Below are 19,357 nucleotides of genomic sequence, written 5' to 3' on the forward strand. Positions count from 1 at the left end.
CGAAAGGGTTACTGCGGGTTACCGCGCAAGGGAACTGTAATGCACGGTAACCGGGCCGCCGCCCCACGTAACACCGGCCGGAGCCTGCATCGCTAACCTGCGTCTTACCGGATGCGGTACCCGGCTTTTCCGGCACCGCATCGCCGGACCCTTTGGATACAAGGAGTTTCTGAAATGTATAAGAAGACTTCCCGCGTGGCCATCGCGGCCGCCGCCGTGCTCGCTCTCGCCTTCGGCACCGCGCATGCCGCGCAGCCCAACGACATGCCGCCTCCGGGCGGCCCCGGCATGCACCAGATGCACGGCGGGCACGAAGGCGGCCCGTTCGGCGCGATCATGAAACTGCACGACCAGCTGAAGCTCAACGCGTCGCAGGAACAGCAATGGCAGGCGGCCGTCAACACGATGAAGCAGAACCATGACGCGATGCGCAAGAACCACGAGCAGGTGCGCGAGCAGTTCAAGGCGCAGCAGAACCAGCCGATCCTCGACCTGAGCGCGATGCATTCGGCACGCCAGCAGGCCGAAGCGCAGAACGCGCAACTGCGCGAGCAGACGTCGGCTGCGTGGCTCACGTTCTACAACGGGCTGAACGACCAGCAGAAGACGACGGTCAGCACGGCGCTCAAGCAGCAGTACGCGAAGATGGAACAGCGTCACGAGAAGATGAAGGAGCGCTGGGAGCAGCATCGCGCCGCCAAGGGCGCATCGGCGCCGGCGCAGTAAGCCGGCGGGCCGCTTCCCGGAGCGGCGCCGACGGGGACGCGGGCACCGGCCCGCGTCCCCTTTTTTCGTTTCAGGCGACGTCGAACAGCAGTACTTCGGCCGCCCGGCCGCGCGCGAACGCCACCGCGTCCACGCCGCCGATCCGCGCGCCGTCGCCGGCGGCCAGCGCGCGGCCGTTGACCTCGATGTCGCCGCGCGCCACGTGCACGTAGGTGCTGCGCCCCGCGCGGACCTCGAAGGTCACCCCCTCGTCGCCGTCGATCAGCCCCGCGAAGATGCGGGCATCCGCCCCCATCGACAGCGCGCCGTCGCCGCCGCCGGGCGCCGCGACGAGCCGCAGCCGGCCGCGTTTCTCGGCGGCGGCGAAATGCCGCTCCTCGTAACCGGGCCGCCCGCCCCGCTCGGCCGGCTGCAGCCAGATCTGCAGCAGATGCAGCGGACGGTCGCGCGACGCGTTGGTTTCGCTGTGCACGAGCCCCGTCCCGGCACTCACCCGCTGGACGCCGCCGGCGCGGACGATCGCGCCGCAGCCGAGGCTGTCGCGGTGCGCGAGCGTGCCGTCCAGCACGTAGGTCACGATCTCCACGTCGCGACGCGGCTGCATCCCGAACCCGCGCGTCGGCGCGATCAGGTCCTCGCTCAGCACGTGCAGCGCGCCGACCGGCGGATGCGCGTTCGCGGCGCGGCCGGCCGACGAAAAGCTGTGACTCGATTCGAGCCAGCCTTGGCGCGTGTGGCAACGGTCTTCGGCGCGGCGGATCTGGAACATGGCGCGGGCACTCCGGGGGCAGATACTTGTTCGGGTTTACCGCCACTGTAGGGGGACACCGAACGCGCCACAATCCGCCGCCAATGCACAGCATTGTTGCGCTAGCGCAACCAATCGCCAAAATATTCGTTGCCAATACCACGATTGTCGCAACAGCCGATTCGAAGAATCGATCGGTCGCGCCGGATTGCCGTTTTCCGGGAATCGCGTTCGGGTAAAATACCGCCCTTTTGGCGTTCGCCGTTCCGGCGGCGCCATCGCCAGAGCGCCGTCCGGCGAATTTTGGCCGTCTAGAATACGCCGCGGCGCCCGGTCCCGCCGGCCGCGAGCGCCCCCGGAAAGTCAGCAACAGAAGGATGGAAATGAAGAAGGCCGCCCTGTGCGCCGCCCTCGCCCTCGTGGCGGGCAGCGCCTTCGCGAAGGAGTGGAAGACCGTGCGGATCGGCGTCGATGCCAGCTACCCGCCGTTCGAGTCGACCGCGCCGAGCGGCGAGATCGTCGGTTTCGACGTCGATCTCACCAAGGAAATCTGCAAGCGGATCAACGTGAAATGCGTGTGGGTGGCGCAGGATCTCGACGGGATCATCCCGGCGCTGAAGGCGAAGAAGTACGACGTCATCGTGTCGTCGCTGACCGTCACGGACAAGCGCCGCGAGCAGATCGACTTCTCCGACAAGGTGTATGACGCGCCGGCCCGGATGATCGCGAAGACCGGCTCGCCCCTGCTGCCGACGGTCGCGTCGCTGAAGGGCAAGCGTGTCGGCGTCGAGCAGGGTTCGACGCAGGAAACCTACGCGAAGACGTACTGGGAACCGCAGGGCGTGACGATCGTTCCTTACCAGAACCAGGACCAGGTCTACACCGATCTCGGCTCGGGCCGCCTCGACGCGACGCTGCAGGACGAGCTGCAGGCCGACTACGGCTTCCTGCGCACGCCGCGCGGCAAGGGCTTCGCGTTCGCCGGGCCGGAAGTGAAGGATCCGAAGACGATCGGCGACGGCACCGCGATCGGCCTGCGCAAGGACGATACGGACCTGAAGCTCAAGATCAACCAGGCGCTGGCCGACATGCACAAGGACGGCACGTACGACCGGCTGTCGCACAAGTACTTCTCGTTCAGCGTCTATTCGGCGCCGGCCCGCTAAGCGCCGACAAGAAGAAGCAACGGATGCGGGGGCGGCCCCGTGTCCACGCAGTAAAGGCAGTCAACCACGCGCCGCCCGCCCCCTTGCCCGCCGCTCGCGCGACGGGCTCGCCCGGCACCGTTGCCGGGGCGGACGGTCATGATACGCACGGGGCGTTCCGCGCAGCTTGGCGGGCGCGTCTTTCGCGGCGCACCGCGTGCGCCGTCAAGGACCACATATGTTTCTACAAGGTTACGGCCCGCTGATCCTCGCTGGCACCTGGCAAACCGTCAAACTGGCGGTGCTTTCGCTCGCGCTGTCGTTCCTGCTGGGGCTGCTCGGCGCAGGCGCGAAGCTGTCGCGCAACCGCGTGACGAACGGCATCGGCACCGTCTACACGACGCTGATCCGCGGCGTACCCGACCTCGTGCTGATGCTGCTGCTGTTCTACAGCCTGCAGATCTGGCTGAACATGGCGACCGACGCGCTCGGCTGGGACCAGATCGACATCGACCCGTTCCTCGCCGGCGTGCTCGTGCTCGGCTTCATCTACGGCGCGTACTTCACCGAGACCTTCCGCGGTGCGTTCCTGTCGGTGCCGCGCGGCCAGCTCGAGGCCGGCAGCGCATACGGGATGACGAACTGGCAGGTGTTCACGCGAATCATGTTCCCGCAGATGATGCGCTTCGCGCTGCCGGGCATCGGCAACAACTGGCAGGTGCTCGTGAAGTCGACCGCGCTGGTGTCGATCATCGGCCTCGCCGACGTCGTGAAGGCCTCGCAGGACGCCGGCAAGGGCACGCTGCGGTTCTTCTTCTTCACGCTGATCGCGGGCGCGGTCTACCTCGCCATCACGACGATCTCGAACTTCGTGCTGATGTGGCTCGAAAAGCGCTACTCGACCGGTGTCCGCAAGGCTGACCTATGATCGAACTCATCCAAGAATACTGGCGCAACTATCTCTACACCGACGGCTATCGCATCACCGGTGTCGCGATCACGCTGTGGCTGCTCGTCGTGTCGATCGGCCTCGGCTTCTGCCTGTCGATACCGCTCGCCGTGGCGCGCGTGTCGAAGAAGAAGTGGCTGTCGAGCGCCGTGTGGCTGTACACGTACGTGTTCCGCGGCACGCCGCTCTACGTGCAGCTGCTGCTCTGCTACACGGGCCTCTACAGCCTGCAGGCCGTGCGCGGCACGCCGGTGCTCGATGCATTCTTCCGCGACGGGATGCACTGCACGCTGCTCGCGTTCACGCTGAACACCTGCGCATACACCACCGAGATCTTCGCCGGCGCGATCAAGGCGACGTCGTATGGCGAGATCGAAGCCGCGCGCGCGTACGGGATGTCCCCGTTCACGATGTATCGCCGCGTGATCCTGCCGTCGGCGCTGCGCCGCGCGCTGCCGCTGTACAGCAACGAAGTGATCCTGATGCTGCATGCGACCACCGTCGCGTTCACCGCGACCGTGCCGGACATCCTCAAGATCGCGCGCGACGTCAACTCGGCGACCTACATGTCGTTCCATGCGTTCGGCATTGCCGCCCTGCTCTACCTCGCGATCTCGTTCACGCTCGTGTGGCTGTTCCGCCAGGCCGAGCGTCGCTGGCTCGCGTATCTGCGCCCGCAAGGCAAGTAAGTTTTCGCAGGACTATTGATGAACTCCCAGACTCAGAAGCTTTTCGTCGACGATCTGCACAAGCGCTACGGCGACAACGAAGTGCTCAAGGGCGTGTCGCTGAGGGCGAACTCGGGCGACGTGATCAGCGTGATCGGCTCGTCCGGCTCCGGCAAGAGCACGATGCTGCGCTGTATCAACTTCCTCGAGCAGCCGAATGCGGGCCGCATCTTCGTCGACGGCGAGGAAGTGCGCACCGCGCTCGACAAGACGGGCGCGCTGCGCGCGGCCGATACGAAACAGCTGCAGCGCGTGCGCACCAAGCTGTCGATGGTGTTCCAGCACTTCAATCTCTGGTCGCACATGAACGTGATCGAGAACGTGATGGAAGCGCCCGTGAACGTGCTCGGCATCCCGAAGAAGGAAGCCGAGGACCGCGCGCGCGAGTATCTCGAGAAAGTCGGCCTCGCGCCGCGCGTCGAGAAGCAGTACCCGTCGCATTTGTCCGGCGGCCAGCAGCAGCGCGTCGCGATCGCACGTGCGCTCGCGATGCATCCGGACGTGATGCTGTTCGACGAGCCGACGTCGGCGCTCGACCCGGAGCTGGTGGGCGAAGTGCTGAAGGTGATGCAGAAGCTGGCCGAGGAAGGCCGCACGATGATCGTCGTCACGCACGAGATGGGCTTCGCGCGCAACGTGTCGAATCACGTGATGTTCCTGCACCAGGGCCGCGTCGAGGAAGAAGGCGTGCCGGCCGAGGTATTTGCCAATCCGAAGAGCGAACGCCTGCGCGGGTTCCTGTCGGGCAGCCTCAAGTAACACGCACGAAACGCACGACGGTCGAACGGGCGCCCCGCGGCGCCCGTTTTGCGTTTACGCGGCGCTCACCGGCGCGCCGTCGGCGAACGCGCGCAGCGCGTCGCCCGCCAGCCGGTATCGCACCCATTCGCTCTGCGGCGCCGCGCCGACGCTCTCGTAGAAGCGGATCGCCGGCTCGTTCCAGTCGAGCACGCTCCATTCGAACCGCCCGCAGCCCGACTCGACCGCGATCCGTGCAAGCGTCTTCAGCAGCCGCAGCCCGGCGCCCGCCCCGCGAAAACGCGGCGACACGTACAGATCCTCCAGATACAGGCCCTGCCGCGCGAGCCACGTCGAATACGAGAAGAAATACACGGCGAAGCCGGCCGGCTCGCCGTCGACCTCGCAGATCAGCGCGCGCGCGGGCGACCCATCGCCGAACAGGCTGCGTTCGAGGGACGCGGGCGTCGCGATCACTTCGTGCTCCGCCTTCTCGTAGACGGCCAGCTCGGTGATGAAGCGCAGGATCAGCGGCACGTCGGCGACGGTGGCGCAACGGATATCGATTTGCACGGGTTGAGCCCTCCTCCGGCCCGGTTCTGAAACAGAAAGCAGCGCCGCGCACGCGCGCTGGCGCCGATCGAACCGTCATGCTACGTTCGCGCAACGACTGCAGGAAGTGCAGTTTCTTCATCCAGACCTGAACATGATGCATCCCGACCTGCGCCGTCTCGACCTGAACCTGCTGCTCGTGTTCGACGCGCTGTACCGCCACCGGTCGGTCGCGGCGGCCGCGCACGAGCTCGCGTTGAGCCCGTCCGCGTTGAGCCACGCGCTCGCGCGGCTGCGCGACGCGATCGGCGATGCGCTGTTCGTGCGCCTCGGCAACGAGATGCAGCCGACCGTGCGCGCCGACGACATCTCCACGTGGGCCGGCGACGCGCTCGACACGATGTCGAAGGGTCTCGCCCGCGCGCGCCGCTTCGATCCCGCGCAAAGCGACCGCACGTTCGTGTTCGCCGCGACCGACTACACGGCCTTCGCGGTGCTGCCGGCGTTCCTCGCGCGGATCCAGCACGTCGCGCCGCACCTGCGGATCCGCGTCGTGCATTCCGACCGGAAGATCTCCGTCGACGAGCTTGCGGCCGGCCGCATCGACTTCGCGCTCGGCTATCACGAGGAATCGGCGGCCGATGCGCCGGGCATCGAGGATTTCGACTGGTTCTCCGACGACTACGTCGTGATCGCCAGCGCCGCGCATCCGGCGATCCGCCGGCGGCTGACGCTCGACCGGTACCTGGCCGCCCGCCACGTGGTCGTCACGCCGTGGAACGAATCGCGCGGCGTCGTCGACTACGTGCTCGACCGGCTCGGCCTCGCGCGGCACGTCGCCGTGCAGTTGCCGACCGTGCTGGCCGCGCCGTTCGTGATCGCGGAATCCGAATTGCTGATGACCGTGCCGAACCGCGCCGCGCAGGCGCTGCGGCACGCGGCGCCGATCCGCATCTTTCCCGCGCCGTTCGAAATCCCGCGCTACACGGTGAAGGTCTACTCGCACGCGAAGCATGCGCGCACCGATGCGCACCGCTGGATTCGCGCGCAGTTGCTCGACGCGCGGCCGGGCCCGCGCTAGGTTCCGCGCGCCTTGTGCGACGGGCGTTTCAGGCGCCGGCCTGCGTTCGCCGAAACCGCCCGAATCATTACGAAATACTTACCAATTTCGCGACTTTCGCGCTTACGCCCGCGCATTCGCAACGTCAATAGTGGCAATCCTTGACCCCTATCCAAAAAATTCGTGTCTCCCTTGCGGGACAAGGGTTTTCCGTTAATCGCCAACCCTCGGTGCACCTGTTGCCCACCGTGTTGCATGGCAATTTGGCGACAGCGGTTAGTCAAACAACGATTTCCATCGCCACAAAATTGTATTTTTGCTAAATTAGTAACCAAAGTAGCAAAACGAAGTTCGTGAAATGTAGTTTAGCTTCACGACACTACAAGGAGACCCCGCAGGCCGACCCGGCTGCGCGGGACCGCTCAACGGTTTTCCGTCCGCTTGCCCGCGTGCCGCGCTTACCGGCCCTGCACGAGGTCTCCCTGGTTATCCCGCTTTTGCCCGGCGCTCGCGCTCCGGGCATCTCGTGCAGTCTGGGTTGACTTTTTGACAGGGTATGGAGGAGATGATGAAGAAAGCTTTGGTCGCGGCCGCGCTGATGGCTGCTGGGGTGGTGACGGCGCACGCGCAGAGCAGCGTCACGCTGTATGGCCGCCTGGATGCGGGCATCGAGTACCTGAACGGCCTGCAAAACGGCCACCAAGTGCGCGCGGAAAGCGGCGACTGGGGCACGAGCCTGTGGGGCTTGAAGGGTAGCGAGGACATCGGTGGCGGCAACAAGGTCCTGTTCCACCTCGAAGGCGCGTTCAACACGATGACGGGCGGCTTCAGCGGCTCGATCTGGGATCGTTTCGCGACCGTCGGTATCTCGAACGACCGCTACGGTACGCTGCTGCTGGGTCGCGAGCTCGCGATCGCCAACGGCGTGTGGGACTTCGACCCGTTCGGCCAGTCGGCCTGGTCGACGGCCTCGCTGGTGCGCGGCCGCAACTGGAACAAGACCAGCAACAACGTGTCGTACCAGTCGCCGTCGCTCTACGGCCTCGACTTCTACGGCCAGTTCTCGTTCTCGAACTCGACCAGCTTCAACGGCAACACGACGGCCGGCCAACCGGGCCGTGCAATGGGCGGTCAGGTCACCTACACGAACTCGCTGTTCCAGTTGCGCGGCATCTACGACGAAACGCGCGACAGCAACGGCCGCTTCTCCGACGTGTTCAACTACTCGCGTGAATACTTCGCGGGCGTGAACGTGTTCCTCGGCCAGTTCAAGGTGCAGGCGGCCTACCAGGCATCGCGCGCGGACGGCAGCGGCGGCCCGGCAGTGAACGCCGGCGTGACGGGTACCCAGCAGGTCTGGGGCGGCGTGACGTGGCAGGCAACGCCGGCAGCGGCGCTGATCGCAGCCGTGTATCACGTGAACGCGAACCACGGCGGCGGCAACGCGAACATCTACACGGTCGGCGGCTCGTACAACATCTCGAAGCGCACGCTGTTCGACCTGCAGGTCGCAACCGTGCGCAACAGCAAGAACGCGAACTTCGGCCTGAACGCGAACGGTGCAGGCACGGCCGTGTCGACGGGCAACCCGAATCCGGGCGGCAGCCAGACCGGCGTCTACGCCGGTATCCAGCACCTGTTCTGATCAGGCGCCGTCAAAGAACGATTCGACAACACTTTCCACGCTGCTGCGAGAGGCGCGTATCGGTGCGGTACCCAACCGGGTATCCGCACCGTTTTTTCTTGGGCGGGCCGGCTTGGCGCCTGCTCCCGCAAACCACGGGCTTGCGCAGGCCCGGCGACGCACGACGGCGTTCAGACGGCCGCTTCGTTCTCTTCGCCGGTGCGGATGCGGATCACGCGCTCGACGTCCGACACGAAGATCTTGCCGTCGCCGATCTTGCCGGTCCGCGCCGCGCCGATCACCGCGTCGATCACCTGGTCGACCTGCGCTTCCGCGACGACCACCTCGATCTTCATCTTCGGCAGGAAGTCGACGACGTATTCGGCGCCGCGATACAGCTCGGTATGGCCCTTCTGGCGGCCGAAACCCTTCACTTCCGTCACGGTCAGGCCCGTGAGACCCACTTCGGCGAGCGCTTCGCGGACTTCGTCCAGCTTGAACGGCTTGATGATGGCGGTGATGCGTTTCATGGTGGTTGTCCCCCAATGCTCGTTTGGATGAAAAATCGCGTTCCCGATTGTAAGCCTGCGGGCCGCCTCCGGCCCAGCACGGCTCAATCGAGACGTTCGGTGAACCGCGACGTGATCGGGTAGCGCCAGTCACGCCCGAACGCGCGATGCGTGACGCGGATGCCGATCGGCGCCTGGCGGCGCTTGTATTCGTTGATCTTGATGAGCCGCGTCACGCGTTCGACGTCGGCCTGCGCATAACCCGCCGCGACGATCTCCGCGAGCGGCCGGTCTTCTTCCATGTACATCCGCATGATCGCGTCGAGCACGTCGTACGGCGGCAGGCTGTCCTGGTCGGTCTGGTTATCGCGCAGTTCGGCCGACGGCGCGCGCGTGAGGATCCGCTCGGGAATCACGTCGCGCAGCCCGTAGTCGGCCGTGGCGTTGCGATAGCGGCAGAGCCGGTAGACCAGCGTCTTCGCGATGTCCTTGATCACCGCGAAACCGCCGGCCATGTCGCCGTACAGCGTGCAGTAGCCGACCGCCATCTCGCTCTTGTTGCCGGTCGTCAGCACGATCGAGCCGAACTTGTTCGACAGCGCCATCAGCAGCGTGCCGCGGATGCGCGCCTGGATGTTCTCCTCCGTCGCGTCTTCCGCGCGGCCCGCGAACTCGCCGGCAAGCGCCGCGCGGAATGCGTCGAACATCGGCTCGATCGCGATCTCGTCGTAGCGCACGCCGACGCGCCGCGCCATCTCCGCCGCGTCGGTGGTCGAGATGTCGGCCGTGAAGCGCGACGGCATCATCACCGCGCGCACGCGCCCGGGCCCGAGCGCATCGCACGCGACGGCCAGCACCAGCGCCGAATCGACGCCGCCCGACAGCCCGATCAGCACGCCGGGAAAACCGTTCTTGCCGATGTAGTCGCGCACGCCGGTCACGAGCGCGCGGTACACCTGCGCATCCGTCGACAGCTCGGGCGCGATCGTGCCGGGCAACGGCCGCGCGCCGTCGAATTCGACGATCGCATGGCCTTCGTCGAACTGCGGCATCTTCGCGACGAGCGCGCCCTGCGCGTCGAGCACGAACGAGCCGCCGTCGAACACGAGCTCGTCCTGACCGCCGACGAGGTTCACGTACACCATCGGCAGCCCGGTCTCGCGGATCCGCGCGCGCAGGATGTCGATGCGCACCGCTTCCTTGTTCATGTGGTACGGCGAGCCGTTCGGGATCAGCAGCACCTGTGCGCCGGCCGCCTTCGCGATCTGCGCGGCCGACGCATGCCACGCGTCCTCGCAGATGATCACGCCGTATTTCACGCCGTTCAGCTCGAACACGAGCGGCTCGGCGTCCGTCGCGAAGTAGCGCTTCTCGTCGAACACCTCGGCGTTCGGCAGATCCTGCTTGCGGTAGGTGCCGACGATTGCCCCGCCGACGATCAGCGATACCGCGTTGAAGGTATCGGTGGGCGGCACGCCGCGCTCGATCGGGCGGTTTGCATTACCATCGACGGCTGGCGCGTGCGGATCGGCGCCCGCACCGCTGCCCGGACCCCTGCCCGGACCGCGCAACGGATGGCCGACCAGCACCGCGAGCCCGTCGAACGCCTTCAGCGCGTCGGCCAGGGCAGCGAGCGCAGATGCCGCCGCCGCGTAGAACGCGGGCCGCAGCAGCAGGTCTTCCGGCGGATAGCCGGACAGCGCGAGTTCGGGCGCGACCATCAGCTGCGCACCATCGTTGTGCGCGGCGCGTGCGGCCGCGACGATCCGCGCGACGTTGCCGGCGAAATCGCCGACGGTGACGTTGATCTGGGCAAGAGCGAGTCGGGTCTTCATGGCGGGATCGGGCGGCGCGCCCGGAACGGCTGACGAAATCGAACCGGACGCGGGCCGCGGCGGCACGCATCCGGCAACATCCAACGGTACGGATTCACGCTTGAAACACGCACGCATCGATTATCGCACGGGCATCCTGTCGTCCCCCGCCGAGGTGCCGGCCGACGAATGGAACGCGCTGCTCGCCCGCGACGCGCAGCCGACGCCGTTCCTGCGCCACGAATTTCTCGACGCACTGCACGTCGCGCGCTGCGCGGTCGACGAGACCGGCTGGTCGCCGCACTTCGTCACGCTGACCGACGAGCGCACCGGCCGCCTCGCGGCCGCCGCGCCCGTCTACGCGAAGCAGCATTCTTACGGCGAATACGTGTTCGACTGGGCGTGGGCCGACGCCTATCAGCGCAACGACCTGCCCTACTACCCGAAGCTGCTGTGCGCGGTGCCGTTCACGCCCGTGCAGGGCACGCGCCTGCTCGCGGCCGACGACGACGCACGCCGCCGGCTCGCGGCCACGCTGCTCGCGTTCGCCGAGCAGAGCGACGTGTCGTCGCTGCACGTGCTGTTCCCGACCGGCGACGAGGCGCGGCTGCTCGAATCGATGGGGATGATGCTGCGCGAAGGCGTGCAGTTCCACTGGCTCAACGACGGCTACCGTCACTTCGACGACTTCCTCGGCACGCTCGAGCAGAAGAAGCGCAAGAACATCCGCGCGGAGCGACGCAAGGTGCACGACGCGGGCGTGACGTTCCGGCGGCTGACCGGCGACCGGATCACCGACGCCGACTGGCGCTTCTTCTCGCGCTGCTACCGGCAGACCTACCGCGAACACTTTTCGAGCCCGTACCTGAACCTCGATTTCTTCCGCACGATCGGCGCGACGATGCCCGAGAACCTGCTGCTCGTGATCGCGGAAGCCGACGGCCGGCCGATCGCGAGCGCGCTCGCCGTGTACCGGCGCGGCGAGCACGGCGGCGGCACGCTGTACGGCCGCTACTGGGGGGCGATCGAACACGTCCCCTGCCTGCATTTCGAAACGGCCTACTACCAGTTGCTCGAATTCTGCATCGAGGCCGGGCTCGACACGTTCGAAGGCGGCGCGCAAGGCGAGCACAAGCTCGCACGCGGCTTCCTGCCGACCGTCACGCACTCCGCGCACTGGCTCGCGCACCCGGCGTTTTCCGATGCGGTCGCGCGCTTCCTCGAACGCGAGACCGAACATATCCACGCGTACGTCGACGAGTTGCGCGAACACGATCCGTTCCGGCGCGGCACCGAATAGCACCGGCAGACACGTCGTCATGCGGCGAGGCCACGACCGGCCTCGCCGCATGACGCACGGCCGCCTCCGGCTCAGTGCGCGGCGAGCGTCACCGTCTGCGACAGCGCCTGCGGGTCGCGCGACGACGCGGCGGCCGACAGCACGTAGCTCCCCGCGCCGACCCGCCACGCATGCGCATTCGCATCCCATACCGCGAAGCGCTGCGCCGGCACCGCGACGCTGACCGTGCGTGCTTCGCCCGGCTGCAGCGCGACCTTGGTCCAGCCGACGAGCCGCTTCGGCGGCTCGCCGAGCGAAGCGGGCAGCGCCGCGTAGATCTGCACCGTCTGCGCACCGGCACGCGCGCCCGTGTTCGTCACCGTCACGCCGACCTTCACGTTGCCCGCCGCGTCGGCCTGCGCCGACATCCCCGACATCGCGTACGTCGTGTACGACAGCCCGTAGCCGAACGGGAACAGCGGCTCGATCGCCTTCGCGTCGAACCAGCGATAGCCGTACGCGAGGCCTTCCGCATAGACGGTCTGCGTGCGCGACGGATCGATCGCCGGCTGCGGCAGGTCGGCTTCCTGCTTCGGGAACGTCAGCGGCAACCGGCCCGACGGATTCGCGTCGCCGAACAGCAGGTCGGCGATCGCCTGGCCGCCCTGCGCGCCCGGATACCAGGCATCGAGCACGCCGTGCACGTTCGCGAGCCACGGCATCAGCACCGGGCTGCCGTTCTCGAGCACGACGACCACGCGCTTCGCCTTCGCGGCGACGGCCGCGATCAGCGCGTTCTGGTCGTATTGCTGGTTGTACGGATCGGCCTTCGCATCCGGCAGCGACAGGCTCGCGAGGTCGAGCCCTTCCGTTTGCCACTGCGTCGCGAACACGATCGAGACATCGGCCTGCGCGGCCGCGGCCGCCGCGGCATTCGCATCGGTCCCGTCGAGATAGCTGACCGACGCGTTCGGCGCCTTCGCGCGGATCGCCGCGAGCGGCGCGGACTTGTACCAGGTCGCGCAGCCGCCGAACAGCGTGCCGGCCGGTTGCTCGCAGGTCGTCACCGCGTTGCCGTCGATCGCCGGTACCGCGCCCGAGCCGCCGCCCGACAGCACGCCGGCATCCGCATGCCCGCCGATCACGACGACCGACTTGAGCGCGCCGGCCGCGAGCGGCAGCACGGGCTGCGCATCGCCGGGCGCGGCCGCGTTCTTCAGCAGCACCGCCGCTTGCCGCGCGATCGCCAGCGCGTCGGCGTTGCCGGCGGCCTCGTCGATCGCACCGCCCGGCTTCGGCGGCGCATCCATCACGCCGATGCGGATCAGCGTGCGCAGCTTGCGCTGCACCATGTCGTTCAGGCGCGCGGCCGACACGCTGCCGGCCTGCAGCGCCGCGCGCAGCTTCGAGTTGAAGTAGGAGCCGAGCGGCGCGTTGCCGTCGTCGGCCGCGCCCGGCTGCTCCTCGTCGAGCCCGGCCTGCACGGCCGCGACGGTCGAGTGCGTCGCGCCCCAGTCGGACTGCACGACGCCCTTGAAGCCCCATTCGTTCTTCAGCACCGTCGTCAGCAGATACGGGTTCTCGCAGGCATACACGCCGTTCAGCTTGTTGTACGAGCACATCACGTTGCCCGGCTGACCGTCCTTCACGCCGATCTCGAACGCGAGCAGCTCGGCCTCGCGCATGGTCCGCTCGTCGACGACCGAATCGATCGTCATCCGGTTGGTTTCCTGGTCGTTGAACGCGAAATGCTTGATCGTCGCGATCACCTTCTGCGCCTGCGTCGCCTGCGTGCGCGCGGCGCTCAGCGTGCCCGCGAGCACCGGATCCTCGCCCATGTATTCGAACGTGCGGCCGTTGCGCGGCTCGCGCGCGAGGTTCACGCCGCCGCCGAGCCCTTCCGCGAAACCGAGCGCGCGCAGTTCCAGCGCGATGCGCGTGCCGTAAGTGCCCGCCAGCGCGGGATCCCAGGTCGCCGCGAGCGCGACCGGCGCCGGCAGCGCGGTCACGCGCGCGTTCTTCACGTTCACGCCGCCCGCCGAATCGGCGCTGCTGAGCGCCGGAATGCCGAGCCGCGGCACGCCGGGGATGTAGCTGGCGCCGTTCAGCGCGTCGGCCGGAAACGGGCCGCCCAGGTCGAGCGCGGGCATGCCCGTGCCGTGCACGAGCTGCAGCTTCTCGTCGGTCGTCAGTTGCGCGACGAGCGCGGCCGCGCGCTGGTCGGCCGCCACATCGGGGTCGGCCGGCGCGCTCGGGCCCGCCTGGATGTCGTCGCCGCCGCACGACGCGAGCAGCACCGTGAGCGCACACGCGGACGCAATCGTCGAACACCGGAACAGCGAAGTTTTCATTGATCCTCCAGAATCGTTCTGTTGTACTTGTCGCCACACTCCAGCGTCCGAGTCTAAAAAGTGACCGGTCACCACGCTTGACCGGCAGGAGCATGCGTTGACCTCTCGCAGCGGGGACAAACCCGAACGGCATGACGACAGGGAGACAGACATGGAGTTGCAACAGAAATCGGTATCCGTACGGATCTACCGCTGGCTGTGCGAGGACGCGCGCGCGAACGGCATCGATCCCGCGCCGCTTTACGACACGCTCGGCATCGGGCCGGCCGAGCTCGCCGACGACGCGCGCCGCATCGCGGGCGACCGGCATGTGGCTGCGATGCAGCTGACGAGCGGCTGGCCGCTGTCGTGGCGTCGCCCGCCGCCGCAAGTCGTGCCGTGGCTCGTGCAGTTTCCCGAACTCGCGGGCATCACGTGCAACGCGGCGACGCTGCGCGACGCGCTGCACGGCTACCTGCACTATCGCGAGCTGATCGGCAACGTCGACTGGGTGTTCGCGCACGAGCATCGCGATGCGATCGCGCTCGAGTACGTGAACGAAGGCGACGGCCGGCACGCGGGCAGCGCATTCACCAACCTCGCGATCCTCGCGGCACTCGCGCGCCTGTACGATCCGCACGCACGCATCGCCGACGCCGAATTCGCCGGCCGCGCGTTCGCGCCCGCCGCCGCGCTGCGCGACATGCTCGGCGCGCCGATGTCGTTCGACGCCGCGCACAATCGCATCGTGCTGCGCTCCGCGCACCTCGACACGCCGTTCGAGCGCTACAACGCGCCGCTCGCCGGCATCCAGCGTCATGCGGCCGACGCCGCGCGCGAGCGCGTGCGGGCACGCTCGACGTTCGGCTCGTCGGTCGAGCAGTGCGTGCGCGACTGGCTGCGCACGTCCGACGAAGTCGACGTGCCGACCGACACGCTGATGCAGCACGTATGCACGCGCTTCGCGATGTCGCGCTGGACGCTGCGCCGGCGGCTGCATCGCGAAGCCGTCGGGTTCCATGCGCTCGTCGCGCAGGCGCGACTGGGCGAAGCACGCGACCTGCTGCTGAACACGCAGTTGCCGATCGGCGAGATCGGCGTGCGCGTCGGCTTCCGTTCGACGAGCGCGTTCACGCGCTTCTTCACGCGCGAACTCGGCGCGGCGCCGAGCCGCTTTCGCGACGGACACGGCGACCGGTGGCGTTGACGCGCGTTTTTTCTGAGACACTGGCGGCTTCGCACTCCGCCGCCCTGCCATGTCCTGGTTTCTGTATCTGATCGAATGCGCCGACGACAGCGTCTATACGGGCATCACGACCGACGTTGCCGCGCGCTTCGACGAACACGCGTCCGGCAAGGGCGCGCGCTACACGCGCTCGCGCAAGCCGCGTGCGGTGCTCGCATCGTTTCCGCTGCCCGACCGGTCGAGCGCGTCGCGGGCGGAATACTGGGTGAAGCGGCTTACGCCCGTGCAGAAGCGGGAGCTGGCGGCCGGGTTGCGGACGCTCGAATCGGTGTTGCCCGTCGTGGCGACGCTCGATGAAAGCGCGGACGCGGCCGGCTCACCGGTGCGCACGCGCGGGCGCAAGCAGGCGAAGGCGGAGAACGCCGACAACCTGGCGGACACGGCCGCGGCGCAACCGGCTGCAGCGGAAAACGTGAAGGCCGGGAAAGTCGGCAAACCGGCAAAGGCGGCAACGCGCAAACCAGCGGCGACGAAAGCCAAAAAGGCCGCGCCGGAAGCGAAACGTGCACAAGCCGACGGCGCCACAGCCGTAAAAAAGACCGCGTCGCGCGGCATGTCGGTAAAGAAGACCAGGCCGCCCGCATCCGCTTCATCGAAACCGAAGGCCCCGGCCGCCGTCGGCCAGCCCGCGGCGAACACGCGCAAGAACGCCGCTTCCGAGCCGGCCCGTCGCCGGCCATCGGCCGCGACAACCATCGAAGCGGCCCCGCCCCGCGCAACACGTGCGAAGACCGCGCCGGCCGCGGCGCCGTCCGCACGCCGGAAACCCGCGCGCCCAAAACAAAACCGCGCGGCCTCCTGAGGAGACACGCGCGGTCTGCGTTCCGTACGAACCGGCCGTCGGCCGGCACGCCGCTTACTTCTTGTAGTTCGCGGCGCCGTCGGTGATTTCCTTGTGCGCGGCTTCGATGCCGGCCCAGCCTTCGACCTTCACCCACTTGCCCTTCTCGAGCGCCTTGTATTGCTCGAAGAAGTGCTTGATCTGGTCCTTCAGGTACTCGGGCACGTCGTCGATCGACTTCAGGTTCGCCGTCATCGGGCAGACCTTGTCGTGCGGCACGGCGACCAGCTTCGCGTCGACGCCCGACTCGTCGGTCATCTGCAGCATGCCGAGCACGCGCGAGCGCACGATCGAGCCTGCCAGCAGCGGGAACGGCGTGATCACCAGCACGTCGACCGGATCGCCGTCGCCCGACAGCGTCTGCGGGATGTAGCCGTAGTTCACCGGATAGCGCATGCCCGTGCCGATGAAGCGGTCGACGACGAGAAGGCCCAGTTCCTTGTCCGCCTCGTACTTCACCGGGTCGCTTTGCGCGGGAATCTCGATGATCACGTTGAAATCTTGCGGCAGGTCCTTGCCGGCCGGAACATGATTGAAGCTCATGAGCACTCTCTGTAGGTCGATGGGAATTCGGGACAGGGCGCAGCGGCCGATGCACCGGCGCGGGCGCCCCCCAAGGGAATGCGCCATTATAGCCAATCGACCGGTGGCGTCCGGATGACGATCGGCGCGATAATCGTTCCGGATGGTCGGCCGTCGCACTGCCGGCCGCGTGGCACGGCATCGGCGTCGGCGCTGAAGCGCCAACCCGGGTACACGGGAGCAGGCATGGAAGAGGCGAAGCACTTCATCGCGGGCGAATGGACGTTGCCCGCGCAACTGGAAACCATCGCGGTCGTCGATCCCTCCGATGGCCAGCCGTTCGCGGTCATCGCGCGCGGCACGGCGCCCGATGTCGAGCGCGCGGTCGCCGCGGCCCGCGACGCGTTCGCGGGCCCGTGGGGCGCCGCGAGCGCCGCCGAACGCGGCCGCGTGCTGATGCGGCTGTCGGCGCGCGTGACCGATTCGATCGAGGAACTCGCCGCGATCGAGGCGCGCGATACCGGCAAACCGCTGAAGCAGGCACGCGCCGACGCGGCCGCGCTCGCGCGCTACTTCGAGTTCTACGCGGGCGCCGCCGACAAGCTGCACGGCGAAACCCTCCCCTACCAGGCCGGCTACACGGTGCTGACGGTGCGCGAGCCGCACGGCGTCACGGGCCACATCGTGCCGTGGAACTACCCGATGCAGATTGTCGGGCGCAGCGTCGGCGCGGCGCTCGCGGCCGGCAACGCGTGCGTCGTCAAGCCGGCCGAGGATGCGTGCCTGTCCGTGCTGCGCGTCGCCGAGCTCGCCGCCGAAGCCGGTCTGCCGGCCGGTGCGCTCAACATCGTCACCGGCTACGGCCACGAAGCCGGTGCCGCGCTCGCGCGCCATCCGGGCATCGACCACATCTCGTTTACGGGTTCGCCGGCCACCGGCAAGCTGGTCACGCAGATGGCGGCCGAGAACCACGTGCCCGTCACGCTCGAACTCGGCGGCAAGTCGCCGCAGATCTTGTTCGCCGATGCCGATCTCGAGGCGGCGCTGCCCGTGCTCGTGTCCGCGATCGTGCAGAACGGCGGGCAGACCTGCTCGGCCGGCAGCCGCGTGCTGATCGAGCGCGCTGTGTACGAGCCGCTCGTCGAGCGCCTCGCCACCGCGTTCAACGGGCTGCGCGTCGGCCCGAGCCGCGCCGATCTCGACTGCGGCCCGCTGATCAACGCGAAGCAGCAGCAGCGCGTGTGGGATTTCCTGTCCGACGCGCAGCACGACGGCATTCCGATGGCCGCGCACGGGCAGGTCGTCGCCGATGCGCCCGAAAGCGGCTTCTACCAGGCCCCGGCGCTGTTGCGCGACGTACCGCCGTCGCACCGCCTCGCGCAGGAGGAAGTGTTCGGCCCCGTGCTCGCCGCGATGCGTTTCGTCGACGAGGACGAAGCCGTCGCGCTCGCGAACGGCACGCCATACGGCCTCGTCGCGGGCATCTGGACGCGCGACGGCGCGCGCCAGATGCGGCTTGCGCGCCGCCTGCGCGCGGGCCAGGTGTTCATCAACAACTACGGCGCGGGCGGCGGCGTCGAGCTGCCGTTCGGCGGCGTCGGCCACTCGGGCCACGGCCGTGAAAAAGGCTTCGAGGCGCTGTACGGCTTCACCGCGCTGAAGACGATCGCGATCCGCCACGGCTGAACGCGCCGGCGGCGGCCGGTCGCGACATGACGCACGACGATTCTGATAACCAGTACAGGAGACACACCATGCGGTTGAGCGGCAAGACGGCCATCGTCACGGGCGGCGGCTCGGGCTTTGGCGAAGGCATCGCGAAGACGTATGCGCGCGAAGGCGCGAACGTCGTCGTCAACGACCTGAACGGCGCGGCGGCCGAGCGCGTCGCGAGCGAGATCGCGCTCGCGGGCGGCAAGTCGATCGCGGTCGCCGGCGACGTGTCGAGGCAGGACGACTGGCATGCGCTGCTGCAGACCGCGCTCGACGATTTCCACGCGGTGCAGATCGTCGTGAACAACGCGGGCACCACGCACCGCAACAAGCCCGTGCTCGACGTGACGGAAGCCGAGTTCGATCGCGTGTACGCGGTCAACATGAAGAGCCTGTTCTGGTGCGTGCAGACCTTCGTGCCGTACTTCCGCGCCCAGGGCGGCGGCGTGTTCGTCAACGTCGCGTCGACGGCCGGCGTGCGGCCGCGCCCGGGCCTCGTCTGGTACAACAGCACGAAGGGCGCGATGATCACCGCGAGCAAGTCGCTCGCGGCCGAACTCGGCGCCGACCGCATCCGCGTGAACTGCATCAATCCCGTGCTCGGCGAGACGGCGCTGATGACCGAGTTCATGGGCTGCGAGGACACGCCGGAAAACCGCCGCCGCTTTCTCGCGACGATCCCGCTCGGCCGCTTCTCGACGCCGCAGGACATCGCGAACGCGGCGCTCTACCTTGCATCCGACGAGGCCGAGTTCATCACCGGCGTGTGCCTCGAAGTCGACGGCGGGCGCTGCATCTAGTCGTAACGGGCGGCACGACAATCACGCCATTGC

General features: G+C 67.9%; 18 protein-coding genes. 12 read left to right on the plus strand and 6 right to left on the minus strand.

All coding sequences use genetic code 11. The features are described from left to right. Positions 1 to 174: 174 nt before the first annotated feature. Positions 175 to 726, plus strand: a complete 552-nt coding sequence (locus WJ12_RS12090) for a Spy/CpxP family protein refolding chaperone (protein ID WP_034186231.1) — start codon at positions 175 to 177, stop codon at positions 724 to 726. Between the two features lie 70 nt (positions 727 to 796). Here the strand turns inward: WJ12_RS12090 and WJ12_RS12095 are convergent, their stop codons facing one another. Beyond that, the gene (locus WJ12_RS12095; protein ID WP_034186232.1) at positions 797 to 1,495 is read right to left on the minus strand and encodes a pirin family protein; all 699 of its coding nucleotides are present in this window, start codon (positions 1,493 to 1,495) and stop codon (positions 797 to 799) included. 362 nt (positions 1,496 to 1,857) lie between these two features. Between WJ12_RS12095 and WJ12_RS12100 the strand changes: the two genes are divergently transcribed. The 4 genes from WJ12_RS12100 (at position 1,858) to WJ12_RS12115 (ending at position 5,055) form a co-directional block, all read left to right on the plus strand. After that, on the plus strand, positions 1,858 to 2,640 hold the full coding sequence (locus WJ12_RS12100) for an ABC transporter substrate-binding protein (protein WP_049030099.1): 783 nt from the start codon (positions 1,858 to 1,860) through the stop codon (positions 2,638 to 2,640). Between the two features lie 217 nt (positions 2,641 to 2,857). Continuing rightward, the gene (locus WJ12_RS12105) at positions 2,858 to 3,547 is read left to right on the plus strand and encodes an ABC transporter permease (RefSeq protein WP_034186233.1); all 690 of its coding nucleotides are present in this window, start codon (positions 2,858 to 2,860) and stop codon (positions 3,545 to 3,547) included. Beyond that, positions 3,544 to 4,257, plus strand: coding sequence for an ABC transporter permease (locus WJ12_RS12110; protein WP_034186234.1), 714 nt, complete (start codon positions 3,544 to 3,546; stop codon positions 4,255 to 4,257). The genes WJ12_RS12105 and WJ12_RS12110 overlap by 4 nt, the downstream gene beginning before the upstream one ends. 18 nt (positions 4,258 to 4,275) lie before the next feature. Then, positions 4,276 to 5,055, plus strand: coding sequence for an ABC transporter ATP-binding protein (locus WJ12_RS12115; protein ID WP_034186235.1), 780 nt, complete (start codon positions 4,276 to 4,278; stop codon positions 5,053 to 5,055). A gap of 54 nt (positions 5,056 to 5,109) precedes the next feature. Here the strand turns inward: WJ12_RS12115 and WJ12_RS12120 are convergent, their stop codons facing one another. Next, a complete protein-coding gene (locus WJ12_RS12120) occupies positions 5,110 to 5,607 on the minus strand; it encodes a GNAT family N-acetyltransferase (RefSeq protein WP_059560407.1) in 498 nt (165 codons plus the stop codon). Between the two features lie 133 nt (positions 5,608 to 5,740). On the opposite strand from WJ12_RS12120, the gene WJ12_RS12125 reads away from it, so the two are divergent. Further along, positions 5,741 to 6,667, plus strand: coding sequence for a LysR family transcriptional regulator (locus WJ12_RS12125; protein WP_059560404.1), 927 nt, complete (start codon positions 5,741 to 5,743; stop codon positions 6,665 to 6,667). A gap of 544 nt (positions 6,668 to 7,211) precedes the next feature. After that, positions 7,212 to 8,291 carry a porin gene (locus WJ12_RS12130; RefSeq protein WP_049032448.1) on the plus strand — a complete coding sequence of 360 codons (1,080 nt, stop codon included), beginning with the start codon at positions 7,212 to 7,214 and terminating at the stop codon, positions 8,289 to 8,291. Between the two features lie 170 nt (positions 8,292 to 8,461). Here the strand turns inward: WJ12_RS12130 and WJ12_RS12135 are convergent, their stop codons facing one another. Then, on the minus strand, positions 8,462 to 8,800 hold the full coding sequence (locus WJ12_RS12135) for a P-II family nitrogen regulator (RefSeq protein WP_006398637.1): 339 nt from the start codon (positions 8,798 to 8,800) through the stop codon (positions 8,462 to 8,464). 83 nt (positions 8,801 to 8,883) lie between these two features. Beyond that, positions 8,884 to 10,614 carry an NAD+ synthase gene (locus WJ12_RS12140; protein ID WP_059560401.1) on the minus strand — a complete coding sequence of 577 codons (1,731 nt, stop codon included), beginning with the start codon at positions 10,612 to 10,614 and terminating at the stop codon, positions 8,884 to 8,886. 100 nt (positions 10,615 to 10,714) lie between these two features. On the opposite strand from WJ12_RS12140, the gene WJ12_RS12145 reads away from it, so the two are divergent. Beyond that, positions 10,715 to 11,893 carry a GNAT family N-acetyltransferase gene (locus WJ12_RS12145; protein ID WP_049030133.1) on the plus strand — a complete coding sequence of 393 codons (1,179 nt, stop codon included), beginning with the start codon at positions 10,715 to 10,717 and terminating at the stop codon, positions 11,891 to 11,893. Positions 11,894 to 11,964: 71 nt separating this feature from the next. Here the strand turns inward: WJ12_RS12145 and WJ12_RS12150 are convergent, their stop codons facing one another. Beyond that, positions 11,965 to 14,223: a glycoside hydrolase family 3 C-terminal domain-containing protein gene (locus WJ12_RS12150; protein WP_059560398.1), complete on the minus strand. Its 2,259-nt coding sequence runs from the start codon at positions 14,221 to 14,223 to the stop codon at positions 11,965 to 11,967. Positions 14,224 to 14,374: 151 nt separating this feature from the next. Here WJ12_RS12150 and WJ12_RS12155 point away from each other — a divergent pair, with 151 nt between their 5' ends. Next, a complete protein-coding gene (locus tag WJ12_RS12155; RefSeq protein ID WP_034186240.1) occupies positions 14,375 to 15,409 on the plus strand; it encodes a helix-turn-helix transcriptional regulator in 1,035 nt (344 codons plus the stop codon). A 49-nt stretch (positions 15,410 to 15,458) separates the two neighbouring features. After that, complete coding sequence (locus tag WJ12_RS12160) at positions 15,459 to 16,250, plus strand: GIY-YIG nuclease family protein (protein ID WP_049029528.1); 792 nt, start codon at positions 15,459 to 15,461, stop codon at positions 16,248 to 16,250. Between the two features lie 54 nt (positions 16,251 to 16,304). On the opposite strand, the gene ppa is transcribed toward WJ12_RS12160, so the two are convergent. Beyond that, on the minus strand, positions 16,305 to 16,832 hold the full coding sequence (ppa, locus tag WJ12_RS12165) for an inorganic diphosphatase (RefSeq protein ID WP_011352863.1): 528 nt from the start codon (positions 16,830 to 16,832) through the stop codon (positions 16,305 to 16,307). A gap of 225 nt (positions 16,833 to 17,057) precedes the next feature. Here ppa and WJ12_RS12170 point away from each other — a divergent pair, with 225 nt between their 5' ends. Together WJ12_RS12170 and WJ12_RS12175 are read left to right on the plus strand one after the other, a co-directional pair. After that, positions 17,058 to 18,497 carry an aldehyde dehydrogenase family protein gene (locus tag WJ12_RS12170; RefSeq protein WP_059560413.1) on the plus strand — a complete coding sequence of 480 codons (1,440 nt, stop codon included), beginning with the start codon at positions 17,058 to 17,060 and terminating at the stop codon, positions 18,495 to 18,497. Between the two features lie 68 nt (positions 18,498 to 18,565). Beyond that, positions 18,566 to 19,324, plus strand: coding sequence for an SDR family oxidoreductase (locus WJ12_RS12175; protein WP_059560395.1), 759 nt, complete (start codon positions 18,566 to 18,568; stop codon positions 19,322 to 19,324). The last annotated feature ends 33 nt before the right edge of the window (positions 19,325 to 19,357 follow it).

The organism is Burkholderia seminalis, assembly GCF_001718535.1.
GTDB classification, from domain to species: Bacteria; Pseudomonadota; Gammaproteobacteria; order Burkholderiales; family Burkholderiaceae; genus Burkholderia; species Burkholderia seminalis.